Origin of the sequence: Propioniciclava soli, assembly GCF_014858005.1 — a bacterium.
Taxonomy (GTDB): Bacteria; Actinomycetota; Actinomycetes; order Propionibacteriales; family Propionibacteriaceae; genus Propioniciclava; species Propioniciclava soli.
In genome coordinates this window covers 271,134-290,564 of sequence record NZ_JACYOT010000004.1, presented here as the reverse complement: position 1 = coordinate 290,564, position 19,431 = coordinate 271,134, and the positions used below count along the sequence as shown (strand labels likewise).

Here is a 19,431-nt window from a genome sequence, read left to right as displayed (position 1 = left end):
CGGGACGACGACGAAGGCCCCTCCCCGTGCGGGGAGGGGCCTTCGTGCGTCCCGGGTGTGTCGCGCGGGTCAGCGCGGCTCGTGGAACTCGATGCGCGTGTAGCTGACCTGGGTGATCTGGGTGACGATGCGGTCGCGCAGCGCGGGCGGGGCCACCTGGCCGGTGCAGGAGCGGTGCACGATCCGCTTCAGGGCGTCGACAAGATCGGCGACCTCCAGACAGTGCTCGCAGGCGTCGATGTGGTGGCGCAGTTCGTCGGCGGCCGTGTCGTCCAGCTCACCGTCCAGCAGGGCTTCGACGCGCCGGGCCACGGCGCGACAGTCGACGGGTTCCTGCGTCATCAGCGGCCCCCCGTCCCGATGCCCAGGGAGGCGGCGTGGTCGGCGAGCATGGAGCGCAGCTGCGTCCGGCCGCGGTTGAGGCGGCTCATCACGGTGCCGATCGGCGTCCCCATGATCTCGGCGATCTCCTTGTAGGAGAACCCCTCGACGTCGGCGAGGTACACGGCGAGCCGGAAGTCGTCCGAGAGCGCGTTCATCGCGTCCGTCACCACCGAGTCGGGCATGCGGTCCAGGGCATCCATCTCGGCGCTGCGCAGGCCGGTGGACGTGTGCTGCTCCGCGCGGGCGAGCTGCCAGTCCTCGACGTCCTCGCCGAACGCCTGCTGCGGTTGGCGCTGCCGCTTGCGGTAGGTGTTGATGTAGGTGTTCGTCAGAATGCGGTACAGCCACGCCTTGAGGTTCGTACCGGGGCGGAACTGGTGGAACGAGGAGAACGCCTTGGCGTAGGCCTCCTGGACGACGTCCTCGGCGTCGGCGGGGTTGCGCGTCAGTCGCAGGGCCGCGCCGTACAGCTGGTCGAGGAAGGGCAGCGCATCGCGCTCGAACCGGGCGGCGCGCTCGGCGTCGGTTTCCGTCTGGACGTCGACCACGGGGGTCTCGTCGGTGCTCGGGAGGTCCATCAGGTACGAGACTACCCCGGAGGTCGGCACCGGCGCGCGCCCCGGCGCGGCGGTGGGTGCGGGTGCCAGCGTCATCACGCCTGTCGCAACGGCCACGGGCACGCGGATATTCCGTTCGGTGTTCCCGGTCGTCAGTGACGGATGGTAGGAATGGGGCATGAACCTTCTGCGTGGTGTCGGCCGCATGTTGCTCGGCGGCTTCTTCATCGCGAACGGCGTGAAGGCCGTTCGCGACCCCGGTCCCTTCGTCGAGGCCGCCCAGCCGCTGGCCGACCGGGTGGTCCCGCTCGTCCAGGGCGCCCTGCCCCCGGAGGTGTCCGCCTACGTGCCGCAGGACACCAAGACGCTGGTCCGCGTCAACGGCGTCGCCCAGGTGCTCGGCGGCCTCGGGATGGCGACGGGCATCTCCAGCAAGGGGGGCGGCACGCTCGCGGCCCTCTCGATGCTGCCGCACGTCGTGGCGGCCAAGGAGGCCGGCGCGGACGCCGCGACCTCGCGCAGCCTGTTGGTGCGGAACCTGGCTCTGCTCGGTGCCGCCCTCGTCGTGTCGCAGGACACCCGCGGCAAGCCCAGCCTGCTGTGGAAGGCCAACGCGACCCGCGTCCAGCTCTCCCGCGACGCCGAGCGGGCCAAGAAGTCGCTGGCCAAGGACGCCTCGCACGTCGCCGAGCTAACCATGAAGGACTTCAAGCGCCTCAAGCGCGAGGCCCAGCTCCAGGCGAAGGCCGCCCGCAAGAGCATCGAGGGCGCTCTTCCGTGAGGCCCTGGGTCGCGCCGACCCCGGCCGGCCCGGTGACCGGGAGCCTCACGGTGCCCGGCTCGAAGTCCGCCACCGCGCGCGGCTACGTGTTGGCCGCGCTCGGTGACGGCCCGTCGGTGCTCACGGGCGTCCTCGACGCCCGGGACACGCGGCTGATGCGCGCCGCCCTCGCGTCGCTGGGCGTGGACGTGACCGACCTGGCGCCCGGCGTGGTGCGCGTCGCACCGCCGGCGGTCTTCACCCCCGGTGACATCCACTGCGGCTTGGCGGGCACGATCATGCGGTTCGTGCCCGCGCTGGCCGCGCTGGCCGACGGCCCGACCCGGTTCCGCGGCGATCCTGAGGCCTCCGCCCGCCCGGTGGCACCCCTGTTGGACGGCCTGGGGCAGCTGGGCGTCCGGGTCGACCACCCGGCCTCCGTGCCCTTCACCGTGCACGGCACCGGTGCGGTTCCGGGCGGCACGGCGCGCATCGACGCGTCCGCGTCCAGCCAGTTCGTGTCGGGGCTGCTGCTGGCGGCCGCCCGGTTCGACGCCGGGCTGGAACTGGTCCACGCGGGCGCGCGGGTGCCCTCGCCGCCGCACATCCGGATGACCCTGGCCATGCTGGCCGACCGCGGGGTCGTGGCGTCGGCGTCCGCGAACGACACCGCGTGGCGCGTGGCCCCCGGCCCGATCGCCGCCCGCGACGAGACCATCGAACCCGACCTGGTGAACGCCGCGACCTTCCTGGCCGCCGCGCTGGTGACCGGCGGTGCCGTGACCGTGCCCTGGCCGCGGCACACCGTGCAGGCCTCGGACGCGATCCTCGGCACCCTCGCCGCGCTGGGCGGGGAGGTCGACGCCCGCACGGACACGGTGACGGTGAGCGGCACCGGCACCGTCACGGGCGCCGATGTCGACCTCACCCTGGCCTCCGAGCTCACCTGCGTGGTGGCCGCGCTGCTCGCGCTCGCCGACCGACCGGGCAGCATCCGCGGGGTGGGGCACGTCCGCCACCACGAGACCGACCGGCTGGCCGCCCTCACCGCCGAGCTCGGCGCGCGGGGGGCCCGCGTGGCCGAGACCGCCGACGGGCTCACCATCGCCCCGGGCCGGCTCACCGGCGGGCCGTGGCGCACCTACGCCGACCATCGCATGGCCCACGCGGGTGCCGTCCTCGGGCTGGCCGTCGCCGGCGTGGAGCTGGACGACGTGGATGCCACCACCAAGACCATCGCCGACTTCGGCACCCTGTGGCACACCTTGGTGGCGGCGTGAGTCGCCGCCGCGCCGAGCGGGACGAGCAGGACGGCTACGGCCGCCCGCCGCGGCGGACGCGTCCCCGCACGAAGGACCGGCCCGACTACTCCGAGGCCGCGGTGGGGACGGTCGTCGGCGTCGACCGGGGCCGGTACACGGTGGTGCTCGGTGCCGAGGACGGGGGCGGGGACGGGGACGCCCCGCGCACGGTGCTCGCCACCAAGGCGCGTCAGCTGGGGCGCAAGGGCGTCATCGTCGGTGACCGCGCCCGCGTCGTGGGCGACACCTCCGGCGAGGAGGGCACGCTGGCCCGGGTCGTGGAGGTGGTCGACCGCACCACGGTGCTGCGGCGGACCGCGGACGACAACGACCCGTTCGAACGCCCCATCGTGGCGAATGCCGACCAGCTCGCGATCGTCACAGCGCTGGCCGACCCACCGCCACGGATGGGCATGATCGACCGGATCCTCGTCGGCGCGTACGACGCGGGGCTGGAACCGTTGCTGGTGCTCACGAAGGCCGATCTGGCCTCTCCGGACGCGTTGCTGGCGGCCTACGACGGGCTCGACGTGGGCGCGGTCGTCGTCGAGCCGGGAGCCGACCTCACCGATCTGCGCGGCCTGCTCGCCGGTCACACCACGGTGCTGGTGGGCCACTCGGGGGTCGGCAAGTCCACCCTCGTCAACGCGCTGATCCCGGACGCGGCCCGTGCCGTCGGGCACGTGAACGAGGTGACCGGACGCGGGCGGCACACCTCCACCTCGGCGGTGGCGCTGGCGCTGCCCGAGCCGGGTGGTTGGGTGATCGACACCCCGGGCGTCCGGAGCTTCGGCCTCTCCCACGTCACGACGGAGTCGGTGCTCGCGGCCTTCGACGACCTCGCCGCGCTCGTGACCGAGTGTCCGCGCGGTTGCCGGCACGACTCGACCGCCCCCGAGTGCGCCCTCGACGAGGCGGTGGCCGACGGGCGGTTGCGGGCCGAGCGGCTGGCGTCCTTCCGGCGCATGGAGCAGGTCTGGATGGCCGAGCCGACCTACACGTAGGTCCGGGAGCCTCCCGCGGCGCGGGGGCGTCCGTGCGTAGGCTGGCGGCCATGCCCGAACGAAGCTACGTGGACGACCTGCGGCTGGGCCATGTGCTCGCCGACACCGCCGACCAGATCACCACCGCCCGCTTCCGTGCCCAGGATCTGCAGGTGTCGACCAAACCGGACCTGACGCACGTCACGGACGCCGACACGGCCGTGGAGGACGCGCTGCGCAAGGTGCTCTCGCGCTCCCGGCCCCGCGATGCCGTGCACGGCGAGGAGCGCGCCGACACGGGCTGGGGGCCGCGCCGGTGGGTGATCGACCCCATCGACGGGACCGCGAACTTCGTGCGCGGCGTCCCGGTGTGGGCCACCCTGATCGCCCTCATGGAGGGTGACGAGGTGGTGGTCGGGGTCGTGTCGGCGCCGGGGCTGCAGCGGCGCTGGTGGGCAGCCCGGGGCGCAGGGGCGTTCACGGGCAAGTCGCTCGCGAGCGCGACCCGGCTGCAGGCGTCGTCGGTGGGTGCGGTGTCGGACGCCTTCTTGTCCTACAGCTCGGTGCACGGCTGGGTGGAGTCGGGCCGCGGGCAACAGTTCGTCGACCTGATGCGCGACGTGTGGCGGACGCGCGCCTTCGGGGACTTCTGGAGCTACCTGCTCGTTGCCGAGGGCGGCGTCGACATCGCCACCGAACCCGACCTGGCGCTGCACGACATGGCGGCACTGGATGTCATCGTCCGGGAGGCCGGCGGGCGGTTCACCAGCATCGACGGAACGCCCGGCGTGGCGGGCCCGGGCGCCCTGGCGACGAACGGGCACCTGCACGACGCCGTCCTGTCCGCCCTGGCCCCGGTGGAACCCACCCAGCCCCTCGAGCTCTCCGACTGACCGGTGAGCCGGCTGCGCCGGGCAGGCGCCGGGCAGGCGCCGGGCAGGCGCCGGGCAGGCGCCGGGCAGGCGCCGGGCAGGCGCCGGGCAGGCGCCGGGCAGGCGCCGGGCAGGCGCCGGGCAGGCGCCGGGCAGGCGCCGGGCAGGCGCCGGGCAGGCGCCGGGCAGGCGCCGGGCAGGCGCCGGGCAGGCGCCGGGCAGGCGCCGGGCAGGCGCCGGGCAGGCGCCGGGCAGGCGCCGGGCAGGCGCCGGGCAGGCGCCGGGCAGGCGCCGGGCAGGCGCCGGGCAGGCGCCGGGCAGGCGCCGGGCAGGCGCCGGGCAGGCGCCGGGCAGGCGCCGGGCAGGCGCCGGGCAGGCGCCGGGCAGGCGCCGGGCAGGCGCCGGGCAGGCGCCGGGCAGGCGCCGGGCAGGCGCCGGGCAGGCGCCGGGCAGGCGCCGGGCAGGCGCCGGGCAGGCGCCGGGCAGGCGCCGGGCAGGCGCCGGGCAGGCGCCGGGCAGGCGCCGGGCAGGCGCCGGGCAGGCGCCGGGCAGGCGCCGGGCAGGCGCCGGGCAGGCGCCGGGCAGGCGCCGGGCAGGCGCCGGGCAGGCGCCGGGCAGGCGCCGGGCAGGCGCCGGGCAGGCGCCGGGCAGGCGCCGGGCAGGCGCCGGGCAGGCGCCGGGCAGGCGCCGGGCAGGCGCCGACACGCTCACTTCGGCCCGACACGCCGGGTTGTAACCCGGCGTGTCGGGCCGAAGTGAGCGTGTCGCGGCCCCCTGCGGGACGCGGGAGGTTTCAGGAGACGTCGACGCGCACCGTCGCGGGCATCGCCCGGAGGGCCGCGAGGACGGCGTCCGACGGGGTGTCGGCGATGTCCAGGACGACGTAACCCACGTCCCCCCGCGTCGCGAGCGTCTGGTGCTCGATGTTCGTGCCGTGCTCGGCGAGAATCGTGTTGATCGTCGCCAGCACGCCCGGCACGTTGCGGTGCAGGTGCCGGATGCGGTGCGCCCCCGCGCGCGGAGCGGGGACCCCGGGCAGGTTCACGCTCAGCACCGTTGAGCCGTTCTCGGCGAAGTCGGAGAGCTTGCCGGCCACGAACGAGCCGATGTTCTCCTGTGCCTCCTGGGTCGACCCGGCCACGTGGGGGGTGAGGATGACGTTGGGGGTTCCTCGCAGCACGTGCTCGAAGGTGTGGCCGTTGCGCCGCGGTTCGGTCTCGAAGACGTCCACCGCCGCCCCCGCGAGATGGCCCGAGTCGAGGTGCCGCTTGAGCGCCGCGGTGTCCACCACGAACCCGCGCGACAGGTTCAGGAACAACGACCGCGGGCGCATCATCGCGAACTCGCGCTCGCCGAAGAAGCCGCGGTTCGTGGGCCGGCCGTCCACGTGGAGGCTGATCGTCTCGGCCTCGGCCAACAGCTCAGCCAGGGAGCCGCACCGCACCGCGTTGCCCAGGGCGAGCCTGTCGACCACGTCGTGGAACAGCACGCGCATGCCGAGCGACTCCGCGACGACGGAGAGCTGCGAGCCGATGTTGCCGTAGCCGACGATGCCCAGCGTCCGCCCCCGCACCTCGTGGCTGCCGATCGCCGACTTCACCCACTCCCCCGCGTGCATCCGCGCGTTGTGGTCGGTCAAGTGCCGCGCCATGCCGATGATCTCGGCGATGGCCAGCTCGACCACGCTGCGCGTGTTCGAGTAGGGCGCATTGAAGACGGCCACGCCGGCCGCGGTCGCGGCGTCCAGCGCGATCTGGTTCGTGCCGATGCAGAAGGCACCGATGGCACGCAGGTCGGGGGCGTGCTCCAGCACGCGCGGCGTCACGTGGGTGTTGGATCGGATCCCCAGCAGCGCCACCCCGTCCAGGGCCGCGATCAGGTCGTCCTCCGCCAGGGCTGATCCGACGGTCTCCACCTCGAAGCCGCGCTCGGTCAGCAGATCGACGCCGGACGGGTGGATGTTCTCCAGCAACAGGGCTTTCACTGCCCTGATTCTAGGGCCCGCCCGCCGAACCGGGGGAATCGCGCCCACGAGCGCCCGGGTGTAGGGGTGCTGCGGCGCGGCGAACACGGACGCCGCCGGCCCGGCCTCCACGAGCCGCCCGGCCTGCAGCACCACCGCGTCGGTGCACACATGCCGCACCACGGCGAGGTCGTGGCTGACGAACACCAGGGTCAGGTCGAGCTCGGCCACCAGGTCCATCAACAGGTTGAGCACCTGCGCCCGGACGGACACGTCCAGCGCGCTCACGGCCTCGTCGGCGATGAGCACGTCCGGCCCCGGTGCCAGCGCCCGGGCGATCGCGATGCGCTGCCGCTGCCCCCCGGAGAACTCGTGCGGGTAGCGGCCCGGCGCGTCCGCGGGCAGCCCGACGGCGTCCAGCAGCTCCGCGACGCGGGCGCGGGCGTCCACACCCCCCAGCTCGCGGCGGACCGACCGGGCCCGCAGCGGTTCGGCGATGATGTCGCCCACGTTCATGCGGGGGTTCAGGGACGCCCGCGGATCCTGGAACACGATCTGGACCCGCGAGCGCAGGAACCCCAGCTCCCGCTCCGGCACGCCCGTGACGACGCGGCCATCGAAACGGACCTCGCCCGCCGTCGGCGTGTCCAGCCCTGCCATCAGCCGGATGAGCGTCGACTTGCCCGAGCCCGACTCCCCCACGATCCCCAGCCGCTGCCCGCGCCCGACCTGCAGGCTCACCTCGTCCAACGCGACCACCCGGCGCGCTCCCCCGCCGTACACGCGACGCAGCCCGCGCACGTCGAACAGCGCGTCGGACGCCTCCGCCCCGCTCATCGCGGCCCTCGGCTCCGGGCGCGTCCGACGTGGTCGGCCACCGTCGGCAACCGCGAGCCGGGTACCACCAGGTCGAGCCGGGAGGTGGCGACCAACCCGGCGGTGTAGGCGTGGGCGGGGGCGTCGAACACCTGCTGGGCGCTCCCCCGCTCGACGACCGCCCCCTCCAGCATCACCGCCACGTCGGAGCAGAGTTGGGACACCACCGCCAGGTCGTGACTGATGAACAGGCAGGCCGCACCCTCGGCGTCCAAGACCTCATCGAGCACGCGCAACACCGTGGCCTGCACGGTGACGTCGAGCGCCGTCGTCGGCTCGTCGCAGAGCACCAGCCGTGGCGAGTTGATCAGGGCCATCGCCGTCATCACCCGCTGGCGCTGGCCCCCGGAGAGCTGGTGGGGGTAGGAGTCGGCGAGCCGCGCCGCATCGGTGAAGCCGACGGCGGTGAGCATGGCAAGCACCGCCTCGCGCGCGCGGCCGGCGTCCGCGCCGCGGTGCAGCCGGAACGCCTCCGCCACCTGGCGGCCGGCACGCATCGTCGGGTCGAGCGCCGTCATGGGCTCCTGGAAGATCATGCTCACCAGATCGCCGCGCAGGCGGGCCATCTCCTTGTCGCGCAACCCCACCAGCTCCCGGCCACCCAACCGGATCGATCCGCGGACGCGTGCCGTGTCCGGCAGCAGCCCCATGACGGCCAGCGCCGTCACCGTCTTGCCCGAGCCGGACTCCCCGATCAGGCCGAGCCGCTGACCGTCCTCGACCACGAGGTCGACCCCACGCAGGGCCGGTGGGCGGCGTCCGAACGCCACGGTCAGGTCGGTGATCTCCAGCAGGGCGCTCATGCCACCTCCGCCAGCCGCGGGTCGAGAAAGTCGCGCAGCCCGTCGCCCACCAGGTTGAACCCCAGCACCGCCACCGCGATCGCCACGCCCGGCCACCACGCCTGCAGGGGGTCGCTGAAGAGGAAGGTCTGGGCGTCCAGCAGCATCCGCCCCCACGACGGGGTGGTGGGCGGGGTGCCCAACCCCAGGTAGCTCAGGGCCGCCTCGGCGAGAATCGCGAGCGCGAACGACACCGATGCCTGCACCCCGATCAGCGGGGCCACGTTGGGCAGCACGTGGCGCACGGTGATGGCCGGGCGCGACGTGCCGCAGGAGCGCGCCGCCAGCACGAAGTCGGACGCCAGCACCGTCACCGCACCGGCGCGCGTCACCCGCAGGAAGGCGGGCACGGACGCGATGCCGATCGCGGCCATCGCCGTCTCGGTGGAGCCGCCGAGGGCGCTGGCGAACAGGATGGCCAGCAGCAGCGCGGGGAACGCGTACATGATGTCGGTGGCCCGCAGCACCACCTCGGCCGCGGCGCGCGGGAGCTGGGCCGTCAGCAGGCCAAGGGGCACCCCCACCAGCGCGGCGACCCCCACGGCGATGACGCCGACGTACAGCGCGGAGCGGGCGCCGACGAGCAGCCGGCTGGCGATGTCGATGCCCATCCCGTCCGTACCGAGCACGTGCGGCCAGCCGGGACGCTGCAGCGGCGGGGCCGACAGCACGGCGGTGGGGTCGAACGGCGTCCAGACGAACGAGACCAGGGCCATGGCCACGACGAGGCCCACCAGCGCACCGCCGATCATGAGCTCGAGGCGTTTCACCGGTCGGCCCCCGTCCGCAGCCGCGGGTCGATGAACACGTAGCTGATGTCGACCAGCGCGTTGATGAGCAACACCGCCAGCACCAGCAGCATCACGATGCCGCGCACGACGACCAGGTCGTTGGAGATGACCGAGGTCAGCAGCAGCGACCCCAGGCCGGGCAGCACGAACACCCGCTCGATGACGATCGCCCCCACCAGCACCGACGCGAGCTGCAACCCGATGACCGTGACCAGCGACACCGCGGCGTTCCGCAGGCCGTGCCGGGCAAGCGCGCGCCACGGCGTCCAGCCGATGGAGCGGGCGGTGCGGAAGTGGTCCTCCCCCAGCACCTCCAGGAAGGCCGAACGCACGTAGCGGATCAACACGGCGGCCTGCACGAGGCCGAGCGAGACGACCGGCAGCACGAGGTGGGACGCCCACTCCAGCGGGTCCGAGCGCAGCGGCACGTAGCCGTTGGCCGGCAACCAACGCAGCCCGATGGCGAAGACGACGACCAGCAGGATGCCCGCCCAGAAGGCCGGCACCGCCATGCCCACCTGCGCGAGGGCCGAGGTGAGGAAGCCGGGCCAGCGCCGCCGCTTCAGCGCCGCGAGGGCGCCCAGCGGCAGGGCGATCGCCGCCGCCAGCAGCAGGCCGAGGCCGGCCAGCCAGGCGGTCACGCCGACCCGCGGGCCGATGAGGTCGCGCACCGGCAGCCCCGAGAGCCACGACTGGCCGAAGTCGCCCCGCACCATGCCCCCCACCCAGGCGAGGTACTGCTCGGGCAGCGGACGGTCGAGCCCCAGCTGGGCCCGCCGCGCGGCGACCTGGTCGGCCGAGGCCCCGTCGCCCAACAGCACGCGCGCGATGTCACCGGGTAGGGCCTGGGTGATGGCGAAGATCACGACGGACGCCACGACCAGGCCGAGCGCGAAGACGCCCAGCCGGACGCCGATGGTCCGCAGCACTCCGGCCGACCTCAGGCGCTCGCCATGGTGGTGACGTCGAACGACAGGGTCGTGGCATTGGGCGGGACGCCGGTGATCCCGGCTCGGGTGATGACGAGGTTCGGCAGGACGAACAGCCAGATCGCGGCGGCGTCCTCGCCCAGGAAGCGGGCCGCGGCGCGCATGCCGTCGACGTAGTCCGCCGGGTCGGCCTCGTCGGCGGCCCTGACGAGCGCGTCGAACTCGGGGTTGGCGTAACGCCAGTAGTAGTCGGGGTTGGCGAACGTGATGAGGTCGCGGGCCTCCACGTGGGAGACGATGGTGAGGTCGTAGTCGGCGTTGCCGTACACCGTCTCGATCCAGCGGGCGGGGAACTGCACCTCCTCGACCTGGGCAGTGACGCCGACCGCGGCCAGCTGGCTCGCCACGAACTGGGCGGCGCGGGTGGCGTACGGCAGCGCGGCGGGGCGCAGCCGCAGGGTCAGGGCGGGGTGGCCCGCCTCGGCGAGCAGCGCCCGGGCCGCGTCGGGATCATAGGCGTGGAGGCCGGAGAGGTCCTCGTAGTAGGGGTCGGTCGGCACCGACATGGTGCCAATGACCGTGCCCTTGCCGGCCCACACCGTGTCCACCAACGCCCGCTTGTCGATCGCCATCGTGAGCGCCTTGCGCACGCGGGGGTCGGCGAGCACGGGGTTGGCGTTGTTGACGCCCAGCACCACCTCGCCGTTGGTCGTCCCTTCCACCACGGTGAAGCGCGCCGGGTCGGCGAACTGGGGCAGCGCGTCGGGCGCCTGCAGGTTGGCGATGACGTCGATCTGCCCCGACAGCATCGCGGCGTTGAGTGCGTTGGCGTCGAGGATGTAGCGAATCGTCACCTCGTCGAAGTTGGCCGGGGTGCCCCAGTAGTTCTCGTTGCGGGCCATGACGATGGCGTCCCCCGGCGTCCAGCGCGTGACCGTGAAGGGCCCCGAGCCGGCGGTGGCGCTCGCGGCGCCACCGAAGCCGGCGGGATTGATCACGACCCCCGGCGTGGAGGACATCTCGTACAGCCACAGGTTGGACGGCCGCGCGAGCCGCACCTGGAGCGTCCCGGCGTCGACCGCGGTCACCTCCTCCACCACGGCCATGACGCCCTTGAGCCGGGACGCGATGCCGGGATCGGTGCGAATCCGGTCGATGTTCTGCGCCACCGCCTCCGCGGTGACGGGGCTGCCGTCGGAGAAGTGCGCGGCCGGGTTGAGGGTGAAGGTGTAGGTGAGCCGGTCCGGCGTCAGGTCCCACCGTTGAGCGAGCAGCGGCCGGAGCGCGCCCTCGGCGTCCACCCGCAGCAGCGTCTCGTACACGTTGTACAGCAGCGCCTGCGGGATCGCCGCGGCGGGGCTGGCGGTGGGGTCGAGCGTCGGCGGCTCGGCGGTCGCGCCGATGACCAAGGTGCGACCGCCGGCTCCGGGCGCGGACGTCTGGCCCGGGGCCGGTGACTCCGACGGGCGGGCGGAGCACGCTGACGCCGTGGCCGCGGCGATGATGCCGGCGACCAGGGGCAGCGACCGGCGGGAGAACCGCACCGGATCCTGGGGCGCTGACGGGGCCATGTGATCTCCTTGGACGAGAGCGTGGCGAGCGCGGTCAGCCTACCGTGCAGCGCGACCCGGCCGACGCACCGGCGAGAGGGGCTTGCAGGACGTGGCGCCGGCTCCCGGCCACCCGGCTGTCCGGCTGCTCTGGCCCCCTGCTGCCGGACCCCTGCTGCCGGCCTCCTGCTCCTGGCCCCCGGCTCTTGCCCCGCTCCTGTCGCCCCGCCGGGCCGGCTGGCCCGCGGGGGTCACTTCCAGCATGCATCAACGCGCCGATTTGGTGTGGGCGGGGATGGGGAGTAACGTTGCTCCAGCACCGCGGGGTGGAGCAGCTCGGTAGCTCGCTAGGCTCATAACCTAGAGGTCACAGGTTCAAATCCTGTCCCCGCTACGAAGATCGGAACGGCCCGCCCCCACCAGGGCGGGCCGTTTCGGTGTGAGCAGGGAATTTCCGCTCCCCCGCGTGCCCATGGTGCAATGTCGGTGTCCCCCGTGGGGGTGAACGACACCAACATCGCGGGGACTTAGGCTGGGCGGGCACATGTGTACGTCTGGGGTGGACGAGAGACTCGGGGGTCGAGGCGCCGGTGACTGGGGCAAAGGCACGTACCCGCACGCGGGTTCTGCTGGCTTCGTCGACGCTTGCCGCGTGCGGCGCGTTCTGTGTTGCCGCGCCCGTTCTGGCGGCCGGCACCGAGCCGACGCCCCCCCTCACCGCTGCCGCCCCCACCAGCCCCACCACGGACGAGTCGGCTTCCTCACCCACGCCCTCCCCCTCCCCCACGCCCGAGCCGACGCCCACGGTCGACCCCGCGCGTGCGCCCTCCCCCAAGCACGTCCCCACGCCCGCCAGCACGACCTCGCCACCGACGCCTGCACCCACCCCCACACCCGCCAGCCCCACGACGTCGGCGCAGCCCGACCCGGGGCGCCCTGCGTCCCCCGGGGACGGTGAGCCGAAGCCGGAGCCGGAGGCCGAGCCCACGCAGACCCCCGAGCCCGACGCTGGGGCTGAGCTGGGCGGGGACTTCGTCGCGCGTCCGTCGGCCCAGCTGGCCATCCCGGTGGAGGATCCTCGAACCGGGGTGGCGATCGCGATCGGCCCGCCGGCGGGTCTCGACCCCGCCCAGGAGTGGCCGCAGGTCACGGTCATCGACCGCGACGGCGACGAGCTCGCGCGGGCCGTGGTCGATTTCCGGGTGTGCGCCGCCCTGGACGCCCAGGAGCTGTGCGCGCGCGCCTCCGGCGCGCTCAGCAGCGACGTCCGCACGATCACCGGCCACAGCGACCTGATCGGACGCACCGTCCGCATCGCCGGCGCGGCAACGGGGTTGCGCGTCTGGGCCGGGGTGCAGTGCGGCCCCACCCCCCCGACCCACCTGAAGGTCCAGGCGCACTGGATCGCCGGTGAGGGCTGGAGTGACAACGATTCCACTCCCCGCGACGGCCTCCTGACCCTGGTCAGCGACTGCCCGTCACCGTCCGTGATCGATCCCGAGCCCGAGCCCCCGCAGCCCACCCCGACGGTGACCCCCCGGCCCCCGGACCCGGCGCCGACCACCGCGGCGCCACCCCCGGTCACCACCCAGGGCGTCGCGCCCGCACCGGCCCCGACCACATCCGTGCCGCAGGATCCCCGCACGCCCGATCCGGCTCTGCCCACCTCCCCCGAGCCGGACGCCCAGGAGCCGACCCCGGCGCCCGCACCGGCCCCCGTCGACGAGGGGACCGCTCCCGCACCGGCCACCCCGGCTTCCCCCGCTCCTGCCCCCACCGACTCCCCGGCGCCCACCACCGTGGCCACGACCCCCAGCCTGCCGCCGGGGGGCCCGGCCGCCCCCGGCTCCCTCCCGGACCAGTTCGCGAACTCACCCCTCATGCCCGTGCTGAGCGGCGGCATCGTCATCGCCGGCCTCCTGCTCGCGCTCGCCCCACCCCTGCGACGGCCGACCCCCTGAGGCATGACGGTTCCCGCGCGCCTCGGCTACCCCATCCACACCGCAACCCTCCCCAACGGCCTGCGGGTGGTGGTGAGCCCCGACCATGCCACCCCGGTCGTCGCGGTGAACCTGTGGTACGACGTCGGATCGCGCGACGAGGAGGCCGGGAGCACGGGCCTGGCCCACCTGTTCGAGCACGTCATGTTCCAGGGCTCGGAGCGCGTCGCCAGCGGCGAGCACCTCAACCTGCTGCAGACGGCGGGGGCCACCTGCAATGCGACGACCTGGTTCGACCGCACCAACTACTTCGAGACCGTCCCCACGGGCGTCCTCGACCTGGCCCTCTGGCTCGAGGCCGACCGGATGGGTCGCCTCCTGCCGGCCCTCACCCAGGAGAATCTCGACAACCAGCGCGACGTGGTGAAGGAGGAGAAGCGGCAGCGCTACGACAACGCCCCGTACGGCGATCTCATCGAGCGCCTCCTGGCCCTGTCGTTCCCCCCCGACCACCCGTACGCGCACCCGGTCATCGGGTCGATGGACGATCTGGATGCGGCCTCACTCGAGGACGCGCACGCGTTCTTCACGCGATGGTACGCCCCGGGCAACGCCGTGCTGACGCTGGTGGGCGACATCGAGCCCGCCGACGGCATCGCACGGGCCCGCGCCTGCTTCGGTGACGTGCCGGCGCGGCCGCTGCCCCCGCGGCGCCGCGCCGAGCCGCTGCCGCCGCACAGCGGGGTGCCGCGGGCCACCACGGTCGCGCCGGTCCCGGCCTCCACGCTCTATGTCGCCTGGCGGACGCCGGCGCTCGGCTCGCGGACCAGCGACGCGGTCGAGCTCGCGCTGGAGGTGCTGGGCGGGTCGGACACCTCACGCCTGCACCGCCGGCTCGTCCGGACCGATGCCACCTGCTCGGCCGCCGGCTCGGGCGTCATCGGCCTCGCCCGGGGCAACTCCCTGGGGTTCGCGCTGGCCCGCGCGCTCGAGGGCGCGGACCTCGCAACCATCGAGGCGTCCTTCTGCGACGAGGTCGACCGGCTGTGCGACGAGGGGCCCAGCGAGGCCGAACTCGCGCGCGTGCGCGTCCAATACGAGCGAGCCTGGCTGGCCGAGTGCTGCCGCGTGGAGGCGCGCGCCGACCTCATCAGCGCGAGCATGCTCCAGTTCGATGACCCGGATCGGATCAACCGTCGCCTCGCCGACATCGCCTCACTCGGGCCCGACGAGGTGCGCGACGCCGCCCGCGCCCACCTCGCCAGCAGCCAGCGCGCCGTGCTGGAGTACCACCGGGGCGCCCTGGGAGGGGGGTCCTGATGGTCGGACGCCCCCGCATCCGCGCGCCGCGCCGCTGGTCGCTGCCGCCCGGCCGCGCCCTGCGCCTCGACAACGGCCTGCAGGTGCTGGTGTACGACCGTCCGGGCCAGTACGTCGTCTCCGCAGCGCTCGTGCTCGACGCCCCGCTGACCAGCGAGCCCGCCGACCGGGAGGGCGTCGCCGCGCTCGTGGCCGCAACCCTCGACCAGGGCACCGCGCTCCACCCCGGCACCACCTTCGCCGACGCGGTGGAGGCCTGTGGGGCCCTGATCGGCGCCACCGCCGCCCACACCCACACCGTCGTCCACCTCGACGTGCCTGGGGCTCGGTTGGCGGACGCCGCCCCCCTGTTCGCCGAAGCCGTGATGGCACCGCAGCTCGGCGACGATGACATCGCCCGGCACGCCCGCCTGCGGCTCGCCCACCTCGACCAGCTGCTGGCCTCGTCCTCCGACCGGGCCAGCCTGGGGCTGCGCCACGCGGTGCTGGCCCCGTCCAACCGCGCCCAGCGGCTGGCCGCGGGCGAGCGCGGCACGGTCACGGCCGTCACCGGGGCGGACGCCCGCGCCCACCATGCCCGCTGGTACGGCCCGAGGGGGGCGACGCTGGTGGTGGCCGGCGACTTTCCCGCAGCGGGCCTCGACGCCCTCCTGGCGGCGTTCGCGCCTTGGCAGAACCCCGGGCAGCCGGCCCCGCTGCACGAGACGCTGCGCCCCGGTCAACCCGGCGCGTTCCTGCTCGACCGGCCCGGGTCGGTGCAGGCGGACATCCGGTGGGGCTGGTTCACCGTGGATCGGCTCGATCCGCGCTGGTTCGCCCTGCAAATCGCCTCCCACGCCCTGGGTGGGGCCTACCTCAGCCGGTTGAACAAGGTGCTGCGCGAGGAACGCGGGTTCACCTATGGGGCGGGGCTGATGAGCTCGCCGCAGCGCGGGGGCGGGTTCACGACCACCCACGGTTCCTTCCGCAACGAGGTCGTCGGGCCGACGCTGGAGCTCCTCGGGCCCCTCCTGGACGTGGGCGCGGCTCCGATCACGGCGGCCGAGGTGGCCCGGGCGCGCGACTACCTGGTCGGCGTCACCCCCCTGCGCTACGCGACCGCCGGTGGCCTCACCGACGCGGTCGTCACCCTGCTGGGCGCCGGCCTCGGGCCGAACTTCATCGACCTCCAGTTGGACCGGTGGCGCAGCGTCACCCCGGAGGATGCCACCCGCGCCGCCCACGAGCTGGTGCGCCCGGACGGCGGCACGCTCGTCGTCGTCGGGGACGCCGCGGCGCTCGCCGCGCCGATCCGTGCGGCCGGCTGGAACCCCGTCGTCCTGGGCCCCGACGCCGCCTGACCGGGTCGAGGGCCCGCCCTCATCGCCCGGCGTGTCGACCACGCCGCACCCCGGCCCGAGGAGACGCGGGTGACGACCGCCCCGTAGGGGGCGGCCGTCCGAGCGGTCAGCGGCCCATCGAGCGCAACGCCTCCGCGAGCGCGGCCTTGGCCTCGTCGGTCCGGGCCTGGTACTCGGCCAGGTCACCGTCGCGGAGTGCGGCGTCCGCCGCCGTGAACGCGTCCTCGGCACGGCGCAGCGCAGCCACGGCCGCCGCCTCGTCCACCGGACCGGTCGGTGTCTCCTCCCCGGTGTCGGTGCCCTCGCCGGCCGCCACGCCACCCTCGCTGCCGTCGACGGGCAGCTCACCGGTGTCGGCGCCCGCGTCCCCGCCGAACACGGCGTCCAGGGCCTCCTGCAGCGTGCTGCCGATGCCCACGTACTCGCCGAAGCGCACCACCACGAACGTCAGGGCCGGGTAGGCGCCAGCCGAGCCGCTCCGCTCGGTGTAGATGGGCTCCACGTACAGCAGTCCGTTGCCCATCGGCAGCGTCAGCAGGTTGCCGAAGCGGACGGCCGCCGAGCCCCGCGTCTGCTGGTAGGGCAGCAGACGCTCCGCGACGGCAGGGTTCTGGGTGATCGCGTTCTGCGTCTGCCCCGGCCCGTCGATCTGCTGGGTGTCCGACATGCGCAGGATGCGCAGTTGGCCGTAGTTCTCGTGGGAGGCGTCGGCGTTGACCGACAGGTAGGACGCCAGGTTCTGGCGGTTCCGGGGCACGAACACCGCCGTCTGGCTGAAGATCGGCTCCGCGTCCCCCGGCCAGCGGATCGACAGGTAGTAGCTCGGCTCGCGCTGCTGGTCGGAGGTCTGCACCGGGTCGACGGGGATCTCCCAGACGTCGGTCGAGTCGTACCAGACCCGCGGATCCGTGACGTGGTAGCGGCTGAGGATCTCGCGCTGCACCTTGAACTGGTCCTCGGGGTAGCGCAGGTGCGCCAGGAGGTCGTCCGAAATGTCCGCGCGCGGGCGCACCGTGCCGGGGAACACCTGCTGGTAGGTCCGCAGCAGCGGATCCTCCTCGTCCCAGGCGTAGAGGTCGACCGTGCCGTCGTAGGCGTCCACGACGGCCTTGACCGAATTGCGCATGTAGTTGATCGGGGCGTCGAGCTGGGCGACGAGCGAGGTCGTCTGCGTGTCGGTCGTGGCGCGCTGCAGCGACACCCGCTGGCTGTTGGGGTAGGTCGACGACGTCGTGTAGCCGTCGACGATCCACACCAGCCGGCCCCCGACGATCGCCGGGTAGAGATTGCTGTCGATCGTCAACCAGGGCGCCACCTTCTGGACGCGCTCGCGCGGCGTCCGGTCGAACAGGATGCGCGAGTTGGCGTTCACCCGATCGCTCAGGAGGATGTTGAGGTCGGTCATGCGGGTGGCGAAGACCAGCCGGCGCCAGTAGTCGCCCATCGGGACGCCGCCCAGTCCCTCATACTGGTTGTACTGCTCCCCGCCGCCCTGCGCACCGCCCGGGGTGTCGAGCTCGATGGGGTCCTGCTCGGGCAGGCGCCCCACGATGGCGAAGTTGCTCGACTGCTCACCGAAGTAGACGCGCGACTGCGTCTCCTCGATGGCACCGGCCGGCGGGATGTCCCGGGTGATCCAGACCGGCTCGCCGTTGCTCTGACGGCGGTTGCCGTACGCCGAGACGAAGCCGTGGCCGTGGGTGAACACGGTGTGGATGTTGTTCCAGTTGGGGTCGGGGATCGCCTGCGGGTTGATCTCCCGGGCGGCGATGACCACGTCGGTCGCCTGGTCGTCGATGGTGTAGCGGTCGATGTCGAGCATGCTCGGGAACGTGTAGTAGCCGCGCACCTGCTGGAGCTGCTCGAAGGTGGGCGCCACGACGTTCGGATCCATCAGGCGGATGCCGGGCAGGGCGGCCGCGTCCGCGGCGAGCTGGCCGGGCTGCACCTGGGTGACGGCCTCGTACTCGGTGATCTCGGCGTCCGCCACGCCGTAGGCCGCCTTCGTGGCGGCCATGTGGTCGGCGATGTAGGGGCGTTCCAGGTCGGGTTCGTTCGGGCGCACCTGGAGACCCTGGACGACCATCGGGTAGATGAGCGACAGGATCAACCCGGACACGAGCATGAGGACGACCCCCGCCAGCGGCAGGATCGACCGGTGCGCGAAGGCGTTGACGAAGAACAGCGTCGCCACGAGGAACGAGATCACGGCGACGACCAGCTTGGCGGTGAGGCGTGCGTGGGCGTCGGTGTAGTGCAGGCCGGTGAACAGGGTGCCGGAGTCGAGGAGCAGCCCGTAACGGTCGAGGAGGTTCTGCAGGCCGTAGACCACGAGGATGGCGGCCGCCAGGAGCGACAGGTGCGTCGACGCCGCCCCACCCTGCTGTTCGATGGTGTTGCGGTTGGGCGTGAGGTTGCCCATCGCGAAGTGGACGGCCGCAGCGGCCACGAGACCGAAGAGCAGCGCGCTCATCAACAGGGAGGCGCCGAGGCGCCAGATCGGATACTCCAGCATGTAGAACGACGCGTCGAGTCCGAAGACCGGATCCGTCACCCCGGCGGGCTGGCGGTTCAGCCACGCCAACACCGGCAACGCCTGGGTGGCCGCGGACAACCCCGCCATGCCGCCGAACAGGAGGGCCGGGACCACCATGGTCATGGTGATGTTCTGTTCCAGGAGTTCGCGGTAGCGGTCGAGCACCGCGGACGCCCCACTCCGCCGATCCGTGGGCCGCAGGCGGTGGGCGAGATACATGTTGCCGAACAACGCGCCGCCCATGAGCAGCGTCGCGACCCCGAAGAGGGCCACCTGCGTGAGGAGTTGCGTGGTGAACACATCCGTGAAGCCGGTCGAGTCGAACCACAACTTCTCGCTCCAGATGCTGGCGTAGGCGATGAAGGCCGCCACGAGGAGCGCCACCGCGACGACGGTGGGCAGCAGGGGGCTGCGGCGGGAGGTGTTGTTCGCTGGCACGGGTCGGGCTCCTCGGGTCAGTCGTGCGCGGTCAGGGGGGGTGGGCCTG

Annotated in this window: 15 protein-coding genes, 1 tRNA gene and 1 pseudogene; 8 read left to right on the top strand and 9 right to left on the bottom strand. The window is 73.6% G+C overall.

Annotation, left to right across the window (positions count from 1 at the left end):
- Positions 1 to 69: 69 nt before the first annotated feature.
- Together rsrA and IFY26_RS04090 are read right to left on the bottom strand one after the other, a co-directional pair.
- On the bottom strand, positions 70 to 342 hold the full coding sequence (rsrA, locus tag IFY26_RS04095; RefSeq protein ID WP_232547720.1) for a mycothiol system anti-sigma-R factor: 273 nt from the start codon (positions 340 to 342) through the stop codon (positions 70 to 72).
- Complete coding sequence (locus IFY26_RS04090) at positions 342 to 962, bottom strand: sigma-70 family RNA polymerase sigma factor (RefSeq protein WP_232547719.1); 621 nt, start codon at positions 960 to 962, stop codon at positions 342 to 344. Before IFY26_RS04090 ends, rsrA begins: the two co-directional genes overlap by 1 nt.
- Positions 963 to 1,119: 157 nt before the next feature.
- Here IFY26_RS04090 and IFY26_RS04085 point away from each other — a divergent pair, with 157 nt between their 5' ends.
- The 4 genes from IFY26_RS04085 to IFY26_RS04070 are packed head-to-tail and all read left to right on the top strand — an operon-like array spanning position 1,120 to position 4,878.
- Complete coding sequence (locus tag IFY26_RS04085) at positions 1,120 to 1,722, top strand: DoxX family membrane protein (protein ID WP_232547718.1); 603 nt, start codon at positions 1,120 to 1,122, stop codon at positions 1,720 to 1,722.
- The gene (gene aroA / locus IFY26_RS04080) at positions 1,719 to 2,981 is read left to right on the top strand and encodes a 3-phosphoshikimate 1-carboxyvinyltransferase (protein ID WP_232547717.1); all 1,263 of its coding nucleotides are present in this window, start codon (positions 1,719 to 1,721) and stop codon (positions 2,979 to 2,981) included. Before IFY26_RS04085 ends, aroA begins: the two co-directional genes overlap by 4 nt.
- Entirely contained in the window at positions 2,978 to 4,006 is a 1,029-nt protein-coding gene (gene rsgA / locus IFY26_RS04075) for a ribosome small subunit-dependent GTPase A (protein WP_232547716.1), read from the top strand. Before aroA ends, rsgA begins: the two co-directional genes overlap by 4 nt.
- Before the next feature lie 50 nt (positions 4,007 to 4,056).
- Entirely contained in the window at positions 4,057 to 4,878 is an 822-nt protein-coding gene (locus IFY26_RS04070; protein ID WP_232547715.1) for an inositol monophosphatase family protein, read from the top strand.
- 772 nt (positions 4,879 to 5,650) lie between these two features.
- Here the strand turns inward: IFY26_RS04070 and serA are convergent.
- From serA to IFY26_RS04040, 6 genes and pseudogenes are all read right to left on the bottom strand, one after another.
- Entirely contained in the window at positions 5,651 to 7,060 is a 1,410-nt protein-coding gene (gene serA / locus IFY26_RS04065) for a phosphoglycerate dehydrogenase (RefSeq protein WP_269779114.1), read from the bottom strand.
- Between the two features lie 57 nt (positions 7,061 to 7,117).
- Positions 7,118 to 7,657: pseudogene (locus IFY26_RS04060) on the bottom strand (ATP-binding cassette domain-containing protein); the annotation flags it as partial.
- Positions 7,654 to 8,499 (bottom strand): ABC transporter ATP-binding protein, encoded by an 846-nt coding sequence (locus IFY26_RS04055; protein WP_232547714.1) that lies wholly within the window; start codon positions 8,497 to 8,499, stop codon positions 7,654 to 7,656. The gene IFY26_RS04055 and the pseudogene IFY26_RS04060, both read right to left, overlap by 4 nt.
- On the bottom strand, positions 8,496 to 9,308 hold the full coding sequence (locus IFY26_RS04050) for an ABC transporter permease (protein ID WP_232547713.1): 813 nt from the start codon (positions 9,306 to 9,308) through the stop codon (positions 8,496 to 8,498). Before IFY26_RS04050 ends, IFY26_RS04055 begins: the two co-directional genes overlap by 4 nt.
- Positions 9,305 to 10,258 (bottom strand): ABC transporter permease, encoded by a 954-nt coding sequence (locus IFY26_RS04045; protein WP_232547712.1) that lies wholly within the window; start codon positions 10,256 to 10,258, stop codon positions 9,305 to 9,307. The genes IFY26_RS04050 and IFY26_RS04045 overlap by 4 nt, the downstream gene beginning before the upstream one ends.
- 11 nt (positions 10,259 to 10,269) lie before the next feature.
- Entirely contained in the window at positions 10,270 to 11,829 is a 1,560-nt protein-coding gene (locus IFY26_RS04040; RefSeq protein ID WP_232547711.1) for an ABC transporter substrate-binding protein, read from the bottom strand.
- A 299-nt stretch (positions 11,830 to 12,128) separates the two neighbouring features.
- On the opposite strand from IFY26_RS04040, the gene IFY26_RS04035 reads away from it, so the two are divergent.
- The 4 genes from IFY26_RS04035 (at position 12,129) to IFY26_RS04020 (ending at position 16,408) form a co-directional block, all read left to right on the top strand.
- Positions 12,129 to 12,202, top strand: a tRNA-Met gene (locus IFY26_RS04035).
- A 196-nt stretch (positions 12,203 to 12,398) separates the two neighbouring features.
- Positions 12,399 to 13,769 (top strand): hypothetical protein, encoded by a 1,371-nt coding sequence (locus IFY26_RS04030; RefSeq protein WP_232547710.1) that lies wholly within the window; start codon positions 12,399 to 12,401, stop codon positions 13,767 to 13,769.
- Between the two features lie 3 nt (positions 13,770 to 13,772).
- Entirely contained in the window at positions 13,773 to 15,068 is a 1,296-nt protein-coding gene (locus IFY26_RS04025; RefSeq protein ID WP_232547709.1) for a M16 family metallopeptidase, read from the top strand.
- Entirely contained in the window at positions 15,068 to 16,408 is a 1,341-nt protein-coding gene (locus tag IFY26_RS04020; RefSeq protein WP_232547708.1) for a M16 family metallopeptidase, read from the top strand. The genes IFY26_RS04025 and IFY26_RS04020 overlap by 1 nt, the downstream gene beginning before the upstream one ends.
- A 106-nt stretch (positions 16,409 to 16,514) precedes the next feature.
- Here IFY26_RS04020 and IFY26_RS04015 read toward each other — a convergent pair whose 3' ends face one another.
- Entirely contained in the window at positions 16,515 to 19,382 is a 2,868-nt protein-coding gene (locus IFY26_RS04015) for a UPF0182 family membrane protein (protein WP_232547707.1), read from the bottom strand.
- Positions 19,383 to 19,431 lie beyond the last annotated feature (49 nt).

What these genes read in the sequence shown, in the direction of transcription:
- rsrA (WP_232547720.1), bottom strand. Translation starts at nt 342, where the DNA reads ATGACGCAGGAACCCGTCGACTGTCGCGCCGTGGCCCGGCGCGTCGAA.
- IFY26_RS04090 (WP_232547719.1), bottom strand. Translation starts at nt 962, where the DNA reads ATGGACCTCCCGAGCACCGACGAGACCCCCGTGGTCGACGTCCAGACG.
- IFY26_RS04085 (WP_232547718.1), top strand. Translation starts at nt 1,120, where the DNA reads ATGAACCTTCTGCGTGGTGTCGGCCGCATGTTGCTCGGCGGCTTCTTC.
- IFY26_RS04070 (WP_232547715.1), top strand. Translation starts at nt 4,057, where the DNA reads ATGCCCGAACGAAGCTACGTGGACGACCTGCGGCTGGGCCATGTGCTC.
- serA (WP_269779114.1), bottom strand. Translation starts at nt 7,060, where the DNA reads ATGGACCTGGTGGCCGAGCTCGACCTGACCCTGGTGTTCGTCAGCCAC.
- IFY26_RS04055 (WP_232547714.1), bottom strand. Translation starts at nt 8,499, where the DNA reads ATGAGCGCCCTGCTGGAGATCACCGACCTGACCGTGGCGTTCGGACGC.
- IFY26_RS04040 (WP_232547711.1), bottom strand. Translation starts at nt 11,829, where the DNA reads ATGGCCCCGTCAGCGCCCCAGGATCCGGTGCGGTTCTCCCGCCGGTCG.
- IFY26_RS04025 (WP_232547709.1), top strand. Translation starts at nt 13,773, where the DNA reads ATGACGGTTCCCGCGCGCCTCGGCTACCCCATCCACACCGCAACCCTC.
- IFY26_RS04020 (WP_232547708.1), top strand. Translation starts at nt 15,068, where the DNA reads ATGGTCGGACGCCCCCGCATCCGCGCGCCGCGCCGCTGGTCGCTGCCG.